This window comes from Variovorax sp. NFACC27, assembly GCF_048301545.1.
GTDB classification, from domain to species: domain Bacteria; phylum Pseudomonadota; class Gammaproteobacteria; order Burkholderiales; family Burkholderiaceae_C; genus Variovorax; species Variovorax gossypii.
In genome coordinates, this window is sequence record NZ_CP157613.1 from 5,870,333 (window position 1) to 5,885,286 (window position 14,954).

Below are 14,954 nucleotides of genomic sequence, written 5' to 3' on the forward strand. Positions count from 1 at the left end.
GCGCCGTATCATGAACCGCATGTCCGCCGCCCAAATTCCGGCCTTTCATCTGCGGTCGCGCGAAGGCACGGCCGAAGAGAACATGGTGCTGGCCGGCATCTGGCGACGGGCGTGGATCTCGGCCAACCGCGATGTGCCGCACGTGGAGCCCATCGACCATTGGCTGCACCGCGTGTACACCGAGTTCGGCCCGCCCGCCGACGTGGTGCTGGCAGAACGCGAAGGCCAGGTGCTGGCGTTCATGGTGCTGCACGCGCGGCGCGAATACGTGGCCCAGCTCTTCGTCGAGCCCCACCTGCGCAACCAGGGCCTGGGCAAGGCGCTGCTCGACGAGGCCTGCGTGCGCATCCCCACGGGCTGGCGGCTGCACGTGGCCGCGAGCAACACGTCGGCGCAGCGCTTCTACGAGCGCTATGGCCTCGAACGCGGCGCGACCGACTTCCATCCCACGAGCGGACGCGAACGCATCGCCTACCATTGGTCGCCCTCGCGCCCGCCGTGGCGCATCGGCTGAACACCCCTCTCCCATCTTTCGCTGCCCCATGCGCATCGACCACATCGCACTCTGGACCACCGATCTCGAACGCTGCAAGCGCTTCTACGTCGACTACTTCGGCGCCACCGCAGGCGCGGGCTACGTCAACCCGGCCAAGGGCTTCACCTCCTGCTTCCTGAGCCTGGGCGATGGCGCGCGCATCGAGGCCATGACCACCAGCACGCTGTCGCCCGTGCCGGCCGAGGCCGGCGCGCAGCGCATGGGCTGGACGCACCTCGCGATCAGCGTGGGCTCCGACGCGGCGGTGGACGAACTCACGCAACGCCTGAAGGCCGACGGCTATCCGCTGCTCGACGGCCCGCGCCGCACCGGCGACGGCTACTACGAGAGCGTGGTGCTCGACCCGGACGGCAACCGCATCGAGATCACTGCCTGAGCGCGCCGCGCGGCCATCTTTTCCAGGAACTCCTCGTGCACTACCTGCTGATCTACGAAACCGCTCCCGACTACCTCGAACGCCGCGGCGAGTTCCGCGACGCGCACCTGGCGCTTGCCTGGCAGGCCGTGGAACGCGGCGAACTGCTGCTCGGCGGTGCCACGGGCAACCCGCCCGACGGTGCGCTGCTGCTGTTCGAAGCCTACTCGCCCGACGTGCCCGCCGCCTTCGCAAAGCTCGACCCGTACGTGCTCAACGGCATCGTCACCGGCTGGCAGGTGAAGGCCTGGAACACGGTGGTCGGCGCGCAGGCGTCGACGCCCGTGCGCCCTGCGGCGAATGCAGCGAGTCCGGCCCGATGAGCGTGTTCGTCCAAAGCCTGCACGAAGTCTTCGAACGCCTGGGTCGCATCGAGACGAAACGCATGTTCGGCGGCCACGGCGTCTGGCACGAGGGCCGCATGATCGCGCTGGTCGCCAACGACACGCTCTACCTCAAGTCCGACACCGAAAGCGCCGCGCACTTCGACAAGCTGAACCTGCCGCCCTTCACCTACGTGCGCCAGGGCAAGTCGATGCCGATGTCGTACCGGCTCGCACCGGCCGATCTCTTCGAGGACCGCCACGAAGCCGCCCTATGGGGCCGGCTCGCCTACGAAGCGGCGCTGCGTTCGGGCCAGCCGCCGAGGCCGAAGAAGGCGCCGGCAACAAAGAAAGCTGCGGCAAAGAAAACCGCTGCGAAGAAAGCACCCGTGAAGAAAACCTCCATGAAGAAGAAGCCGACAGCGAAAGCGGCCTCCCGGTGAACGAGCGCCGCAACAACCCCACGCTCCTTCCACTGCCCGAGCGCGAACAGATCGCGCTGCTCGACCCCTTCGAAAGCCTCGGCACCGCAAGCATCGTGGTCGTCTCCACGCTGCAGGAAGCCGAACGCGCCGCCGCCACGCTGCTGGCGGCCGGCATCGCGGGCTTCGACACCGAGTCCAAGCCCACCTTCGCAAAGAACGAGGTGTCGGGCGGCCCGCACGTGGTGCAGTTCGCCACGCGCGACACGGCCTGGCTGTTCCAGCTGCACCGCACCGAGTGCAACCCGGTGGTGGCCGCGCTGATCGCCTCGACCGAGCTGCGCAAGGTCGGCTTCGGCCTCTCGAGCGATCTCACGCTGATCCGCAATCGGCTGAACATCGAGCCGAAGGCCGTGTTCGACATCGACGACGAGTTCCGACGCCGCGGCTACCGCAGGTCAGTGGGCGTGAAGGCGGCGGTGGCGCTGGTGTTCGACCGCCGCTTCGTCAAGTCGCGCAAGGCGACCACCTCGAACTGGGCCAACAGGCAGCTCACCGAAGCGCAGGTCCGCTACGCGGCGAACGACGCCTGGGCGTCGATCCGCGTTTACGACGCGCTCTTCGGCGGAGGCATCTGAACAACCGGCGGGCTCAGTCCCGTCCGGCTTCGATGATGGCCTGCGCGAGCCGCTGCGGGTTCGAGAAGAACATCTCGTGGCTGCCCGGGCACTCCACCAGGCGGAACAGGCCCAGCCGCTCCGACAGGCGCGGATGCCACGGCATGCCGTGCGGCATCGCGATGTCCTGCTGGCAGTTGAGATAGGACTTGCCCAGCGCCAGCGCGGCCAGCGGCTGCTTCAGGCTGATCTTGTCGGTGAAGGTGCTGTACGGATGCGGGTTGAGCTTCGCGTAGGCGGCCTCGGCCGTCGCGAAGTCGGCGTCGTTGATGAAGGCGTCGCGCCAGATCTCGAAAGGCAGCGTCACGGCGTTGCCGTTGGCGGCAGCCACGGCGTCGAACATCGTCACGTAGTGCGGCGGCACCATGTCGTTGAGCGACTCGCCGTCCAGCGGCACGAAGGCGTTGATGTAGACCAGCCGCTTGAGCCTGTGCGCGATGCGATCCGCCACGCCCGAGATCACCATGCCGCCGTAGCTGTGGCCCGCGAGGCGGACCTGCGTGAGATTCTTTTCCTCGATGTAGCGCACGATGGACGCGATGGCGTCCTCCAGGCCGATGCGCGAGCGGTCGTCGTCCGGGTTGTTGCCAGCCACCGTCGGGCAGTACACGGTGTGCCCCGCGGCGCGCACGTGATCGGCGACGGCTTCGATTTCAGCGCCGGTGTGCCAGGCGCCATGGACGAGAACATAGGTGTCGGACATTGGTTTGTCTCCGTGGTTGTGACGGTGGACGACTGTAAGGAATAACGGTGCTTTGCGGATGGCCGATGTCGGCCAGGGCGATGGCCGGTTCGTGCCAGCCCGCTTGCCTCGATTCAATAATTCAACGATACTTGAAACATGGAAGAGAATGATGTCGTCCGATCCCTCGCCGCGCTCGCGCAACCCGTCCGCCTGCGGGTGTTTCGCGCACTGGTGGTGGCAGGCCCGGCCGGCCTGACGCCCAGCGCCCTGACGGAAGCGCTCGAGGTATCGGCCACGAGCCTGTCCTTCCATCTCAAGGAGCTCATGCATTCCGCGCTGGTCTCGCAGGAGCGGCAGGGCCGCAACCTCATCTACCGCGCAGCGTTCGACCGGATGAACGGCCTGCTCGCCTACCTCACCGAGAACTGCTGCCAGGGCGAGGCCTGCCTCACCGAAGGCGGCGCTGCCTGCGACTGCTGACGGAGAAACCCATGAAGCGCTTCCACGTTCACCTGCACGTCGATGACCTCGCCAGGAGCATCGCCTTCTACTCGAAGCTGTTTGCGGCGCCGCCAGCGCGTGTCGAGACCGACTATGCGAAATGGATGCTCGACGACCCGCGCGTCAACTTCGCGATCTCCACGGTCGGACAAGGCAGAGGCATCGACCACCTGGGCATCCAGGCCGAGGACGAGGCGGAACTCGCCGAGCTGAAGACTCGCGGCCAGGCCGCCGACCGCACCCTGTTCGACGAGGGGCAGACCGTGTGCTGCTACGCACGCAGCGAGAAGCACTGGGTCACAGATCCGCAGGGCATCGCGTGGGAGCACTTCCAGACCATGGACGGCGCCGTGCCGGTCTACGGTCAATCCAGGTCCGCAGCCAAGGCCGAGTCCGCCTGCTGCGATACCGGCACCTGCTGCTGAGGGTTGCCCGCCCCATCCACGGCGATCCGCATGTTCGAAGAAATCACACCGCTCCTCTCCACCGAGACACACCGTCATGGCTGAAAGAACCTACAACGTGCTGTTCATCTGCACGGGCAATTCCGCGCGCTCCATCATGGCCGAGGGCCTGCTCAACCACCTGGGCAAAGGGCGGTTCAAGGCCTATTCCGCTGGCAGCCATCCAGTCGGCAAGGTCAACGCCTATGCATTGCTCACGCTGGACAGGATGCATCTTCCAGCCACCGGCTATCGCAGCAAGAACTGGAACGAGTTCGCGAAGCCGGACGCGCCCGAGATGGATTTCGTTCTGACCGTCTGCGACAAGGCAGCCGGCGAGGTCTGCCCGGTATGGCCCGGCCAGCCCGTGACCGCGCACTGGGGCGTGGCGGACCCCGCGGCTTTCGCGGGCACGGAAGAAGCCTCGGAGCGCCAGTTCATGGACACGGCCCTCACGCTCAAGCGCCGGATCGAGCTGATGCTGGCCCTGCCGCTGGCCCGGCTCGACACGATGGCCATCCAGCGCGAGGTCCGCGATATCGGCAAGGTTCAGAAAGCTCCGCAATGACTCTCAACGTGCTCATCCTCTGCACCCACAACTCGGCCCGCAGCGTGCTGGCCGAAGGCATGCTCGACCACTGGGCCCGCAAGCTCGGCAAGGACGTGAAGGCGTTCAGCGCCGGCAGCGCGCCCAGCGGACGAATCAACCCTTTTGCCATCGAGGTGCTGCAGGCCGCTGGCGTGAACACCGAAGGCTTTCGCAGCAAGAGCTGGGACGAGTTCGACACGCCGCCCATGCACGTGGTGATCACGGTGTGCGACAGCGCGGCGCAGGAGGCCTGCCCTTACTGGCCCGGTACGCGCGTCAAGGTGCATTGGGGCTACCCCGATCCGTCGAACACCGAGGGCGGCGACGCCGCCAGGCGCCAGGCCTTCGAGCTGACGCGCCAGGCGATCTCGTATCGCATGCTGCAGCTGCTCGCGATCGAAAACCCGGAAGCAATGAGCGATGCCGAGCTGCAGGAGCAGCTGAAGCGCATCTCGGCGAACTGACTCCATGAGCGCAGTCATCGAAAGCCCGCGCACCGGCGCGGCCCCCATGAGCGTGTTCGAGCGCTACCTGACGGTGTGGGTGTTCCTCTGCATCGTCGTCGGCATCGCGCTGGGGCAACTGTTCCCGTCGGCGTTCCAGGCGGTGGGACGCCTGGAGGTCGCCAGGGTCAACATCCCGGTGGGCGTGCTGATCTGGGTGATGATCATCCCGATGCTGCTGCGCGTCAACTTCGCGGCGCTGGCCCAGGTGAAGAACCACTGGCGCGGCATCGGCGTGACGCTGTTCATCAACTGGGCGGTGAAGCCGTTCTCCATGGCCTTCCTGGCTTGGCTCTTCGTGCGGCAGGTCTTCGCCGGCTCACTGCCCGCCGACCAGCTCGACAGCTACGTGGCCGGCCTGATCCTGCTGGCCGCAGCACCCTGCACGGCGATGGTCTTCGTCTGGAGCCGGCTGACCGGCGGCGATCCTGTCTTCACGCTGTCGCAGGTCGCGCTGAACGACGCCATCATGGTGTTCGCCTTCGCGCCCATCGTCGGCCTGCTGCTGGGGCTTTCGGCCATCACGGTGCCGTGGGACACGCTCATCACCTCGGTGGGGCTGTACATCGTGTTGCCGGTGATCTTCGCGCAGCTGCTGCGCAAGCGGCTGCTGAAGGACGGGCCCGCCGCGTTCGAGCAGGCTATGCATCGCGTCGGGCCCTGGTCGATCGCCGCGCTGCTGCTGACGCTCGTGCTGCTGTTCGCATTCCAGGGCGAGGCCATCATCAGGCAACCGCTGGTGATCGCGATGCTCGCGGTGCCGATCCTGATCCAGGTGGTGCTGAACTCAGGCCTCGCCTACTGGCTCAACCGCAGGCTCGGCGAGAAACACAGCATCGCCTGCCCCTCCGCGCTGATCGGCGCATCCAATTTCTTCGAGCTGGCGGTGGCCGCGGCCATCAGCCTCTTCGGCTTCCACTCGGGTGCTGCGCTGGCCACCGTGGTCGGCGTGCTGATCGAAGTGCCGATCATGCTGGCGGTGGTCAAGGTCGTGAACTCGTCGAGGGGCTGGTATGAGTCGTGAACTGCCGAACGTCGACGCTGCCCTGTTCGAACAGGCCGATCCGGAACGGCTCTTTCCGGTGGAGCGCTCCACGCATGCGCCGCGCATCCTGCTGCTGTACGGCTCGGTCCGCGAGCGCTCCTACAGCCGCCTGCTGACCGAGGAGGCTGCACGGCTTCTTCGCGCGCTCGGCGCCGAGACACGAGTCTTCGACCCGCGAGGCCTGCCGCTGCCCGACGCGGAGCCCGAGGACCACCCCAAGGTGGCGGAGTTGCGCGAACTCGTCCAGTGGTCCGAGGGCATGGTCTGGACCTCGCCCGAACGCCACGGCGCCATGACCGGCATCATGAAGGCGCAGATCGACTGGATCCCGCTTTCCATCGGCTCGGTGCGACCCACGCAGGGCAAGACGCTCGCGGTGATGGAGGTGTCGGGCGGCTCGCAGTCCTTCAACGCCGTGAACCAGATGCGCGTGCTCGGCCGCTGGATGCGCATGCTCACCATCCCCAACCAGTCGTCGGTGGCCAAGGCCTTCACGGAGTTCGACGAAGCCGGGCGCATGAAGCCCTCGCCCTACTACGAGCGGGTGGTCGACGTGATGGAGGAGCTGGTCAAGTTCACGCTGCTCACGCGCGACTGCGCGGACTACCTCGTGGACCGCTACAGCGAGCGGCGCGAGAGCGCCGAAGCGCTGTCGAAGCGCGTGAACCTGCGCAGCATCTGAGGAGCGCAGGTTCAGCCGCGCCGGCGCCGGAGCTCGCCGGGCGTGGCGCCCAGGTGCCTGCGGCACAGGCGCACGAAGTGCGAGGCGTCGGCGAGCCCCACCCTGAAGCCGATCTCCGCGATGGCCAGGCGATCGAATCGCGCATCGGCGAGCATGCGCCGCGCCACCTGCATCCGGAAGCCGGTGAGCGCGGTGGCGAAGGTGGTGCCGCCCTCGCCGAGGCAGCGGTGCAGGCTGCGCTCCGAGATGCCCAGCGTGCGCGCCACGCCCGCGGCCGTGAGCCCCGGCTCCGCATGGCGTTCGCGCGTGGCGTCGAGCACGCGCCGGCGCAGCGCCGTGCGGCCCTTGTCGGGCTCGTCGGCCGGAGCACTGCCGGTGGCCAGCGCCAGCAGGCTGCCGAGCTGGTCCCCCAGCAGCTCGGCGGGCATCGGCGGCTTCACTGCCATCTGCGGCGACAGCTGCCGCACGAAGCTGCACAGCACGCCGCCCCAGCCCGCCTGCCCGTCGATGCGCCGCGCCACCTGGTCGCCGGCATCGGGAATCCACGAGTCGACCCAGGCCGTGGGCAGCTCGAGCGAGATGGTGTCGGCCGACTGCAGCAGATGGAATTCGTAGCGCCGGCGCGAGTCGACCAGCACCGCGTCGCCCGGCAGCAGCCGCGCGGAGCGGCCGTCCTGCACCGCCACCCAGGCCGAATCGGTCTTGCACAGCAGGTAGAAGTAGTTGTGGCTGCTGTGGGCGATGGCGCGGCGCGTGCGGTACACGTCCTGCGCGCTGCCGCGCACCTGGTTGACGACGATGGGGCCCAGCGCCGCCGATTCGAGCGTGGCGCCGAAGCCGGCCGCCGCGGGGCTGGTCACGTCCATCTCCAGGAAGCCCTCGCAGACGGCGCCCACCCAGTAGTCGAGCCGCTGCGCGGGAGGCACGGCGTCGGTGGACCAGCGGTGGATGGCGGCATTGCTCATTGGGTCGGCTTTCGTCCTGCAACCTTCGTGCCCCGCGGCGCGGGCAGCGCGTTCGCAGACGCCCCGGCGTCGCGAGAGCGCAGAAAGATACCCAAGCCATGCCCGCTTGCCAATCGGGTATAGACCGCCTCCGACGCCCCCGCGCGCCCGACACCGGCAAAATGGTTCTCGAACCAAACCGGTGCGCGGGGCCGCCCTGCGCACGCACATGAAAGAAGGGCAAGACTGGCCATGAGCAACAAAAGCGATTTCGGACTGATCGGCCTGGCCGTGATGGGCCAGAACCTCGTGCTGAACGTGGAAAGCCGCGGCTTCCAGGTCAGCGTCTACAACCGCACCGAGGCCACCACCGAGGCCTTCATTGCCGCCAACCCGGGCAAGAAGCTGGTCGGCGCGAAGACGCTGGAAGAATTCGTCCAGAGCCTGGCCAAACCCCGCAAGATCCAGATCATGGTCAAGGCCGGCGCGCCGGTCGACCAGGTGATCGAGCAGCTCATTCCCCTGCTGGACAAGGACGACATCGTCATCGATGGCGGCAACAGCCTCTACACCGACACCGAACGCCGCGACACCTACCTGAGCAGCAAAGGCCTGCGCTTCATCGGCGCGGGCGTGTCGGGCGGCGAGGAAGGCGCGCGCAAGGGGCCGTCGATCATGCCGGGCGGGCCGCTTTCCACCTGGGAAGTGATGAAGCCGATCTTCGAGAGCATCTCGGCCAAGGTGGACGGCGAACCCTGCGTCATCCACATCGGCCCCGGCGGCGCGGGCCACTACGTGAAGATGGTGCACAACGGCATCGAGTACGGCGACATGCAGCTCATCTGCGAGGCCTACAGCCTGTTCAAGGCGGCCGGCTTCACCACCGACGAGATGGCCGCCATCTTCAACGAGTGGAACGACGGCGAACTGCAGAGCTACCTGATCCAGATCACCGCCAAGGCGCTGGAGCAGAAAGATCCGGAAACCGGCAAGCCGATCGTCGACGTCATCCTCGACAAGGCCGGCCAGAAGGGCACGGGCCAGTGGACGCTGATCAACGCGGCCGAGAACGCGGTGGTCATCAGCACCATCAACGCCGCCGTGGAGGCGCGCGTGCTCTCGTCGCAGAAGAAGGCGCGCGTGGCCGCGAGCAAGCAACTGCAGGGGCCGAAGATCGAACTGTCGGTGGAGAAGAAGGCGCTGGTGGCCAAGGTGCACGACGCGCTCTACGCCTCGAAGGTCATCAGCTACACGCAGGGCTTCGACCTCATCAAGACCATGGGCGACAAGAAGGGCTGGGGCCTCGACCTGGGCGGCATCGCCTCCATCTGGCGCGGCGGCTGCATCATCCGCGCACGCTTCCTCAACCGCATCACCGACGCCTTCCGCACCGACCCGGCCCTGGCCAACCTGATGCTCGACCCGTTCTTCAAGGACCTGCTGAACCGCGCGCAGCAGAACTGGCGCGAAGTGGTGGCGCTGGCGGTGAGCAACGGCATCCCGGTGCCGGCCTTCAGCGCCTCGCTGGCCTACTACGACAGCTACCGCACCGAGCGCCTGCCCGCGAACCTGCTGCAAGCGCAGCGCGACTTCTTCGGCGCCCACACCTACGAGCGCGTGGACAAGCCCGAAGGCCAGTTCTTCCACACCGACTGGCCGGAAGTCATCGGCTGAGCCACCACCGGCCCATGCCATGCCGCTCCTCGACTACCCCAGCCACCTGGTCGAGGACTGGCAGCTGAGCGACGGCACGCCCGTGCGCATCCGCCCGATCCGCGCGGAAGACCTGGCGATGCACACGGCCTTCGTGGGCGGCCTGTCGAAGGAAACGGGTTACCGCCGCCTGCTGTCGCCGCGAACGCCGCAGCCCGACGAGCTGTGGCGCATGACGCACATCGACTACGACCGCGAGCTCGCGCTCATCGCCACCACCATGGTCGACGGCTCGGAGCAGCAGATGGGCGTGGTGCGCTACGTGCGGGGCGACACGCCCGAAACGGCACGGGTCGCCGAATTCGCCATCGTCATCGCCGATGCCTGGCAGCACCACGGCCTGGCCCGCAAGCTCATGAGCAAGCTGATCGATGCCGCCGCGGCGGCCGGCGTCAGGCAGCTGGCGGACATCACGCTCTACGACAACACCGCCATGCTGGCGCTGGCGCGCAAGCTGGGCTTCAAGGTGCAGCGCGATCCTGGCAACCCGAACGTGACGTGGCTGCGGCTGGCGCTCGACGCGCCTGCCGGAGAGCGCTGAGCCTTACCAGGCCGTGCTCATCACGCCCTGCTCGGCCGCGATCCAGTCGCGCACCGGCAGCGGCAGCGCATGCGCTGGCGGCACCAGCCCCATGGCCGCATACGACTCCAGGTTCGGTACCAGCCCGCCGCGACCCACGGCAGCGCCCTTCATATAGCCGGCCGCGCAGACCTTGTCGCCCCGCACGAACTCGAAGCGCATGTAGTTCCAGTGCTGGTCGGTGGCGTCGAGCCGGAAGCGCAGCGTGTACACCTGAAAGGGATTGAGCCCGCGCCGGTAGCTGATGAGCGATCCGCCGGACATCGGCCTCCAACCCTGGCGCAGCATGCCGGTTGCAAAGCCGGTGCGCACGAAGTATTCGACCAGCATCAGATCGACGACCGTGAGGTAACGGCCGTTGTTCATGTGGCCGTTGATGTCGAGGTCGTTCGGCAGCACGCGCAGTTGCCGCTCCAGCGTGTCTCCCGGCGCGAGGCGCGGTGCGCGCCAGGCCCGCAGCAGAGTCATCAGCAGGCGCAGGTAGAGGTTCATGAAAAGCCTAGAATTGGTTCAATTCAGAACATTCTAGTTCAACACTGAACCATTTCGATGCCCGCTGCAAAGTCCCCAAAGCCCCGCACAACCGACCGCGCGCCCTCCTCGCCCCACGGCACGGCGGCCTGGCTGGCGGTGGTGCGGGCCTACAACCTCTGCGATGCGGTGATGACCGCGCGGCTCGCCGCCATCGGCCTGCGCGTGGGCGAGCACGAGGTACTGGCCACCATCGCGACCACGCCGGGCATCACGCAGCAGGCGCTGGCCGCGCGCTGCTTCGTGGCGAAGAGCGGCGTCAGCATGCTGCTCACGCAGATGGAGGCAAGGGGCTGGGTGCGGCGCGACAGCGACGGTGCCGACGCGCGCGTGCGTCGCCTCACGCTCACCGACGACGGCATGGCCATGGCGCAGAAATGCCTGGCGGTTCAGGCGGAGATGGTGACCGCGATGGTCGCGCCGGCCACGCGCGACGAACTGGACCTGGTCGCCGACGTGATGGGCCGCGTGGCCATCACGCTCGAAGGCATGCGCGCCGAACTCAAGGGCTGACCAGCCACGCCTTCACGGCGCCCACCGAGCGCTCCTGCGGCGCGATCGCGTCCACCGCCAGCACGCCCGCCTCGCCCACAGGCGACTCCAGCGTGGCGAACTGATTGGCCACGAGGCTGGCCGGAAAGGTGTGCTCGCCCGCGGCGGCCCGCGCAGCCACCCGCCGCTGCGCCTCGGCCTGCTCGATCTGCATGAACACGAAGCGCAGCCCCGGCGCGGCCGCGCGCAGCTGGTCGCGATAGCTGCGCTTGAGCGCCGAGCAGGTCAGCACCGCTCCCTGCGGCGCCGCCGCCAGCGCACGCCCCAGCGTGGCAAGCCAGCCGGCGCGATCGGCGTCTGTCAGGGCGATGCCGCGGCTCATCTTCTCGACATTGGCCGGCGGGTGGTGGTCGTCGCCTTCGATGAGCGGCAGCCCGAAGGCCGTGGCCAGCGCCGCGCCCAGGCTCGACTTGCCGCACCCCGAGACGCCCATCACTACCACCCGGACCCCGTCCATATGCACCCTTTTGGTAAAGCGCCACACCCTCATTCAACAGCGCCTGCAAACCTAAATCTACTTCCTTATGATGCAAAACCTTTTTTCGCCGGAAGCAGAGAGCCTTCGCCATGGTCCAGCTCGCGTTGCGTCGTCCGTACACCTTCATCGTCATGGCGATGCTGATCGTGCTGGCCACGCCCTTCGTGCTGGCGCGAATGGCGACCGACATCTTCCCGGAAATCAACATCCCGGTGGTCAGCGTCATCTGGAACTACACCGGCCTGCCGGCCCAGGAGATGGGCCAGCGCATCTCGGGCCAGGTCGAGCGCGGGCTGACCACCACGGTGAGCGACATCGAGCACATCGAGTCGCAGTCGCTGGCGGGCGTGTCGATCATCAAGGTGTTCTTCCAGCCCACGGCCAACATCGAGATGGCCATCTCGCAGGTGGTGGCCTCCATGCAGGCACAGGTGCGGCAGCTGCCGCCGGGCATCACGCCGCCGCTGGTCATCAAGTACTCGGCCTCCAGCGTGCCGGTGATCCAGCTGGCGCTGTCGAGCCCCACGCGCTCCGAGAACTCGCTCTTCGACGCCACCGTCAACCAGCTGCGGCCGCAGCTCATCACGGTGCCGGGCGCGGCCATTCCCTTTCCCTACGGCGGCAAGAACCGGCTGATCTCGGTCGACCTCGACACCCAGGCGCTGCAGGCGCGCGGCCTCTCGCCGGCCGACGTGGTGAACGCGGTGAACACGCAGAACCTGATCCTGCCCTCGGGCACGGCCAAGTTCGGCGCCACCGAATACAACGTGCGCATGAACGGCTCGCCCGACGCCATCGCGGGCCTGAACGACCTGCCCATCCGCACGGTGAACGGCGCCACCACCTACCTGCGCGACGTGGCCTACGTGCGGGACGGCTTCTCGCCGCAGACCAACGTGGTGCGCCAGGACGGCGTGCGCGGCGTGCTGCTGTCGGTGCTGAAGAACGGCGGCGCCTCCACGCTGGACATCGTCTCCAACATCCGCGCCATGTTGCCCATCGCCGCCCAGACGATGCCGGAAGACATCAAGATCACGCCGCTGTTCGACCAGTCGGTGTTCGTCAAGGCAGCCGTCAAGGGCGTGGTGTTCGAGGCCATCCTGGCCGCGGCGCTGACGGCCGCGATGGTGCTGCTCTTCCTGGGCAACTGGCGCAGCACGCTCATCATCGGGCTGACCATTCCGCTGTCGATCCTGGCTTCCATCCTGGTGCTCTACTCGCTCGGCGAGACGCTCAACCTCATGACGCTGGGCGGCCTCGCGCTCTCGGTGGGCATCCTGGTCGACCAGGCGATCGTGACCATCGAGAACATCGAGCGGCACCTGCACATGGGCACGCCGCTGAAGGAGGCCATCGAAGTCGGCGCGGGCGAGATCGGCTCGGCCGCCTTCGTCTCCACGCTGTGCATCTGCATCGTGTTCGTGCCGATGTTCTTCCTCTCGGGCGTGGCGCGCTTCCTGTTCGTGCCGCTGGCCGAAGCCGTGGTGTTCGCCATGATCGCCTCGTACCTGCTGTCTCGCACGCTGGTGCCGACGCTGGTGATGCTGCTGATGGGCGGCTCGCATGCGGCGCACCAGGCTCCCGTCGAGGGTGCGAAGCAAAGCGCCCTGCAGCGCCTGTATCGTGCCTTCGACCGCCGCTTCGAGCGCGTGCGCCGCGCCTACACGCTGGTGCTGTCGGCGGTGCTTTCCAAGCGCGCCGGCTTCATCGGCCTCTTCCTCGGCTTCTGCCTGCTGTCCTGCCTGCTCTACCCCGCGCTGGGCCGCGACTTCTTCCCCACGGTCGATGCCGGCCAGATCCGCCTGCACCTGCGCGCGCCCACCGGCACGCGCATCGAGGAAACCGCGCGCCTCACCGACCAGGTGGAAGCAGCCATCCGCGAGCTGGTGCCGCCCGACCAGCTCGAGACCATCCTCGACAACCTCGGCGTGCCCAACAGCGGCATCAACCTGTCGTACAGCAACGCCGGCACCATCGGCACCTTCGACGGCGAACTGCTGCTGTCGCTGAAGGAAGGCCACAAGCCCACCGAGCACTTCGTGTCGCTGCTGCGGGCCGAGCTGCCCAGGCGCTTTCCGGGCACGGAGTTCTTCTTCCAGCCGGCGGACATCGTCACGCAGATCCTGAACTTCGGCCTGCCTGCGGCCATAGACGTGCAGTTCAGCGGCAACGACATGGCCGGCAACGCCGCGCGCGCGGCCGAACTGACCAAGGCGATCCGCCAGATTCCCGGCGCGGTCGACGCCCACGTGCACCAGCGCCTGGACGGCCCCGCGCTGAGCCTGCAGATGGACCGCACGCGGCTGCAGCAGTACGGCCTGACCGCCTCCAACGTGGGGCAGAACGTGCTCATCGCGCTGTCGGGGAGTTCGCAGACGGCACCGGCCTTCTGGCTGAACCCGGCCAACGGCGTGGTCTACAGCATCGCCGTGCAGTCGCCGCAGTACGTGGTCGACTCGCTCGATTCGCTGCTCGGCATCCCGGTGGGCGCGGGCACCGCCGGCGGCAGCGGCGGCAACACCGGGTCTCAGCAGCTGCTGGGCAACCTGGTGGACGCGCAGGCGGCGCGCCAGCCGGCGGTGATGTCGCGCTACAACATCGCGCCGGTGATCGACGTGTACGTGAGCGTGCAGGGCACCGACCTCGCCAGCGTGGCCGCCAAGGTGCAGAAGCTGGTCGACGAGATGCGCCCCACGCTCTCGCGCGGCAGCCGGGTCGAGGTCCGCGGGCAGGTGCAGACCATGCAGTCGTCGTTCATCGGCCTGGGCGTGGGCCTCGCGATGGCCATCGTGCTGGTGTACCTGCTGATCGTGGTCACCTTCCAGTCGTGGCTCGACGCCGCAATCATCATCACCGCGCTGCCTGCCGCGCTGGCGGGCATCGCGTGGATGCTGTTCGTCACCGGCACCACGCTGAGCGTGCCGGCTCTCACCGGCGCGATCATGACCATGGGCGTGGCGACGGCCAACTCCATCCTGCTGGTGTCGTTCGCGCGCGAGCGGCTGGCCGCGGGCATTCCGCCGCTGTCGGCCGCGCTGGAGGCCGGCGCCACCCGCATCCGGCCGGTGCTGATGACGGCGCTGGCGATGATCATCGGCATGATCCCCATGGCGCTGGGCCTGGGCGAAGGCGCCGAGCAGAACGCCCCGCTGGGCCGCGCGGTGATCGGCGGCCTGGTCTTCGCCACGGTGTCGACGTTGTTTTTCGTGCCCGCCGTGTTCGCGGGGGTGCACAGTCGGCTTGCGCATCGCAGGGCCGCGCGCGAAGCATCACAGCATCAACCGCCAGCGGGCGCAGCCCCCCAGGAGAACTGAT

At 67.8% G+C, this 14,954-nt stretch carries 19 protein-coding genes; 15 read left to right on the plus strand and 4 right to left on the minus strand.

Features of this window, described 5'->3' with window-relative positions; translation table 11 throughout:
* Positions 1 to 19 precede the first annotated feature (19 nt).
* Genes ABL840_RS27590 through ABL840_RS27610 form a run of 5 tightly spaced genes read left to right on the plus strand, consistent with a single transcriptional unit; the run spans position 20 to position 2,354 of the window.
* A complete protein-coding gene (locus tag ABL840_RS27590; protein ID WP_418116026.1) occupies positions 20 to 514 on the plus strand; it encodes a GNAT family N-acetyltransferase in 495 nt (164 codons plus the stop codon).
* A 28-nt stretch (positions 515 to 542) separates the two neighbouring features.
* Positions 543 to 932, plus strand: a complete 390-nt coding sequence (locus tag ABL840_RS27595) for a VOC family protein (RefSeq protein ID WP_093303500.1) — start codon at positions 543 to 545, stop codon at positions 930 to 932.
* Positions 933 to 967: 35 nt separating this feature from the next.
* Positions 968 to 1,294, plus strand: coding sequence for a YciI-like protein (locus tag ABL840_RS27600; protein WP_093303497.1), 327 nt, complete (start codon positions 968 to 970; stop codon positions 1,292 to 1,294).
* The gene (locus tag ABL840_RS27605) at positions 1,291 to 1,737 is read left to right on the plus strand and encodes a TfoX/Sxy family protein (RefSeq protein ID WP_093303495.1); all 447 of its coding nucleotides are present in this window, start codon (positions 1,291 to 1,293) and stop codon (positions 1,735 to 1,737) included. The genes ABL840_RS27600 and ABL840_RS27605 overlap by 4 nt, the downstream gene beginning before the upstream one ends.
* Entirely contained in the window at positions 1,734 to 2,354 is a 621-nt protein-coding gene (locus ABL840_RS27610) for a 3'-5' exonuclease (protein ID WP_093303492.1), read from the plus strand. The genes ABL840_RS27605 and ABL840_RS27610 overlap by 4 nt, the downstream gene beginning before the upstream one ends.
* A 13-nt stretch (positions 2,355 to 2,367) precedes the next feature.
* Here the strand turns inward: ABL840_RS27610 and ABL840_RS27615 are convergent, their stop codons facing one another.
* Entirely contained in the window at positions 2,368 to 3,096 is a 729-nt protein-coding gene (locus tag ABL840_RS27615) for an alpha/beta fold hydrolase (RefSeq protein ID WP_093303489.1), read from the minus strand.
* Positions 3,097 to 3,234: 138 nt separating this feature from the next.
* On the opposite strand from ABL840_RS27615, the gene ABL840_RS27620 reads away from it, so the two are divergent.
* The 6 genes from ABL840_RS27620 (at position 3,235) to arsH (ending at position 6,841) form a co-directional block, all read left to right on the plus strand.
* Positions 3,235 to 3,558, plus strand: a complete 324-nt coding sequence (locus tag ABL840_RS27620; RefSeq protein ID WP_093303486.1) for an ArsR/SmtB family transcription factor — start codon at positions 3,235 to 3,237, stop codon at positions 3,556 to 3,558.
* Between the two features lie 11 nt (positions 3,559 to 3,569).
* The gene (locus ABL840_RS27625; RefSeq protein ID WP_093303483.1) at positions 3,570 to 4,004 is read left to right on the plus strand and encodes an ArsI/CadI family heavy metal resistance metalloenzyme; all 435 of its coding nucleotides are present in this window, start codon (positions 3,570 to 3,572) and stop codon (positions 4,002 to 4,004) included.
* A 76-nt stretch (positions 4,005 to 4,080) separates the two neighbouring features.
* On the plus strand, positions 4,081 to 4,590 hold the full coding sequence (locus ABL840_RS27630) for an arsenate reductase ArsC (RefSeq protein WP_093303481.1): 510 nt from the start codon (positions 4,081 to 4,083) through the stop codon (positions 4,588 to 4,590).
* Positions 4,587 to 5,075, plus strand: coding sequence for an arsenate reductase ArsC (locus tag ABL840_RS27635; RefSeq protein ID WP_093303479.1), 489 nt, complete (start codon positions 4,587 to 4,589; stop codon positions 5,073 to 5,075). The genes ABL840_RS27630 and ABL840_RS27635 overlap by 4 nt, the downstream gene beginning before the upstream one ends.
* A 4-nt stretch (positions 5,076 to 5,079) precedes the next feature.
* Positions 5,080 to 6,138 carry an ACR3 family arsenite efflux transporter gene (gene arsB, locus ABL840_RS27640; protein ID WP_093303476.1) on the plus strand — a complete coding sequence of 353 codons (1,059 nt, stop codon included), beginning with the start codon at positions 5,080 to 5,082 and terminating at the stop codon, positions 6,136 to 6,138.
* Complete coding sequence (gene arsH, locus ABL840_RS27645) at positions 6,128 to 6,841, plus strand: arsenical resistance protein ArsH (protein ID WP_093209658.1); 714 nt, start codon at positions 6,128 to 6,130, stop codon at positions 6,839 to 6,841. The genes arsB and arsH overlap by 11 nt, the downstream gene beginning before the upstream one ends.
* An 11-nt stretch (positions 6,842 to 6,852) precedes the next feature.
* Here the strand turns inward: arsH and ABL840_RS27650 are convergent, their stop codons facing one another.
* Entirely contained in the window at positions 6,853 to 7,806 is a 954-nt protein-coding gene (locus ABL840_RS27650) for a helix-turn-helix domain-containing protein (RefSeq protein ID WP_093303474.1), read from the minus strand.
* Between the two features lie 231 nt (positions 7,807 to 8,037).
* Between ABL840_RS27650 and gnd the strand changes: the two genes are divergently transcribed.
* Together gnd and ABL840_RS27660 are read left to right on the plus strand one after the other, a co-directional pair.
* On the plus strand, positions 8,038 to 9,459 hold the full coding sequence (gene gnd / locus ABL840_RS27655; protein WP_093303471.1) for a decarboxylating NADP(+)-dependent phosphogluconate dehydrogenase: 1,422 nt from the start codon (positions 8,038 to 8,040) through the stop codon (positions 9,457 to 9,459).
* Positions 9,460 to 9,478: 19 nt separating this feature from the next.
* On the plus strand, positions 9,479 to 10,039 hold the full coding sequence (locus ABL840_RS27660; RefSeq protein ID WP_093303469.1) for a GNAT family N-acetyltransferase: 561 nt from the start codon (positions 9,479 to 9,481) through the stop codon (positions 10,037 to 10,039).
* 3 nt (positions 10,040 to 10,042) lie between these two features.
* On the opposite strand, the gene ABL840_RS27665 is transcribed toward ABL840_RS27660, so the two are convergent.
* A complete protein-coding gene (locus ABL840_RS27665; RefSeq protein WP_093303467.1) occupies positions 10,043 to 10,570 on the minus strand; it encodes a thioesterase family protein in 528 nt (175 codons plus the stop codon).
* Between the two features lie 57 nt (positions 10,571 to 10,627).
* On the opposite strand from ABL840_RS27665, the gene ABL840_RS27670 reads away from it, so the two are divergent.
* Positions 10,628 to 11,122 carry a MarR family winged helix-turn-helix transcriptional regulator gene (locus ABL840_RS27670; protein ID WP_093303465.1) on the plus strand — a complete coding sequence of 165 codons (495 nt, stop codon included), beginning with the start codon at positions 10,628 to 10,630 and terminating at the stop codon, positions 11,120 to 11,122.
* Here ABL840_RS27670 and ABL840_RS27675 read toward each other — a convergent pair.
* Entirely contained in the window at positions 11,112 to 11,618 is a 507-nt protein-coding gene (locus ABL840_RS27675) for a gluconokinase (RefSeq protein ID WP_418116027.1), read from the minus strand. The genes ABL840_RS27670 and ABL840_RS27675 overlap by 11 nt on opposite strands.
* A gap of 110 nt (positions 11,619 to 11,728) precedes the next feature.
* Between ABL840_RS27675 and ABL840_RS27680 the strand changes: the two genes are divergently transcribed.
* On the plus strand, positions 11,729 to 14,953 hold the full coding sequence (locus ABL840_RS27680; protein WP_093303459.1) for an efflux RND transporter permease subunit: 3,225 nt from the start codon (positions 11,729 to 11,731) through the stop codon (positions 14,951 to 14,953).
* Position 14,954 lies beyond the last annotated feature (1 nt).

Excerpts from the sequence above, each read along its gene's own strand:
- ABL840_RS27590 (WP_418116026.1), top strand. The coding sequence starts at position 20 with ATGTCCGCCGCCCAAATTCCGGCCTTTCATCTGCGGTCGCGCGAAGGC.
- ABL840_RS27595 (WP_093303500.1), top strand. The coding sequence starts at position 543 with ATGCGCATCGACCACATCGCACTCTGGACCACCGATCTCGAACGCTGC.
- ABL840_RS27605 (WP_093303495.1), top strand. The coding sequence starts at position 1,291 with ATGAGCGTGTTCGTCCAAAGCCTGCACGAAGTCTTCGAACGCCTGGGT.
- ABL840_RS27615 (WP_093303489.1), bottom strand. The coding sequence starts at position 3,096 with ATGTCCGACACCTATGTTCTCGTCCATGGCGCCTGGCACACCGGCGCT.
- ABL840_RS27620 (WP_093303486.1), top strand. The coding sequence starts at position 3,235 with ATGGAAGAGAATGATGTCGTCCGATCCCTCGCCGCGCTCGCGCAACCC.
- ABL840_RS27625 (WP_093303483.1), top strand. The coding sequence starts at position 3,570 with ATGAAGCGCTTCCACGTTCACCTGCACGTCGATGACCTCGCCAGGAGC.
- ABL840_RS27630 (WP_093303481.1), top strand. The coding sequence starts at position 4,081 with ATGGCTGAAAGAACCTACAACGTGCTGTTCATCTGCACGGGCAATTCC.
- ABL840_RS27635 (WP_093303479.1), top strand. The coding sequence starts at position 4,587 with ATGACTCTCAACGTGCTCATCCTCTGCACCCACAACTCGGCCCGCAGC.
- arsB (WP_093303476.1), top strand. The coding sequence starts at position 5,080 with ATGAGCGCAGTCATCGAAAGCCCGCGCACCGGCGCGGCCCCCATGAGC.
- arsH (WP_093209658.1), top strand. The coding sequence starts at position 6,128 with ATGAGTCGTGAACTGCCGAACGTCGACGCTGCCCTGTTCGAACAGGCC.
- ABL840_RS27650 (WP_093303474.1), bottom strand. The coding sequence starts at position 7,806 with ATGAGCAATGCCGCCATCCACCGCTGGTCCACCGACGCCGTGCCTCCC.
- gnd (WP_093303471.1), top strand. The coding sequence starts at position 8,038 with ATGAGCAACAAAAGCGATTTCGGACTGATCGGCCTGGCCGTGATGGGC.
- ABL840_RS27660 (WP_093303469.1), top strand. The coding sequence starts at position 9,479 with ATGCCGCTCCTCGACTACCCCAGCCACCTGGTCGAGGACTGGCAGCTG.
- ABL840_RS27665 (WP_093303467.1), bottom strand. The coding sequence starts at position 10,570 with ATGAACCTCTACCTGCGCCTGCTGATGACTCTGCTGCGGGCCTGGCGC.
- ABL840_RS27670 (WP_093303465.1), top strand. The coding sequence starts at position 10,628 with ATGCCCGCTGCAAAGTCCCCAAAGCCCCGCACAACCGACCGCGCGCCC.
- ABL840_RS27675 (WP_418116027.1), bottom strand. The coding sequence starts at position 11,618 with ATGGACGGGGTCCGGGTGGTAGTGATGGGCGTCTCGGGGTGCGGCAAG.
- ABL840_RS27680 (WP_093303459.1), top strand. The coding sequence starts at position 11,729 with ATGGTCCAGCTCGCGTTGCGTCGTCCGTACACCTTCATCGTCATGGCG.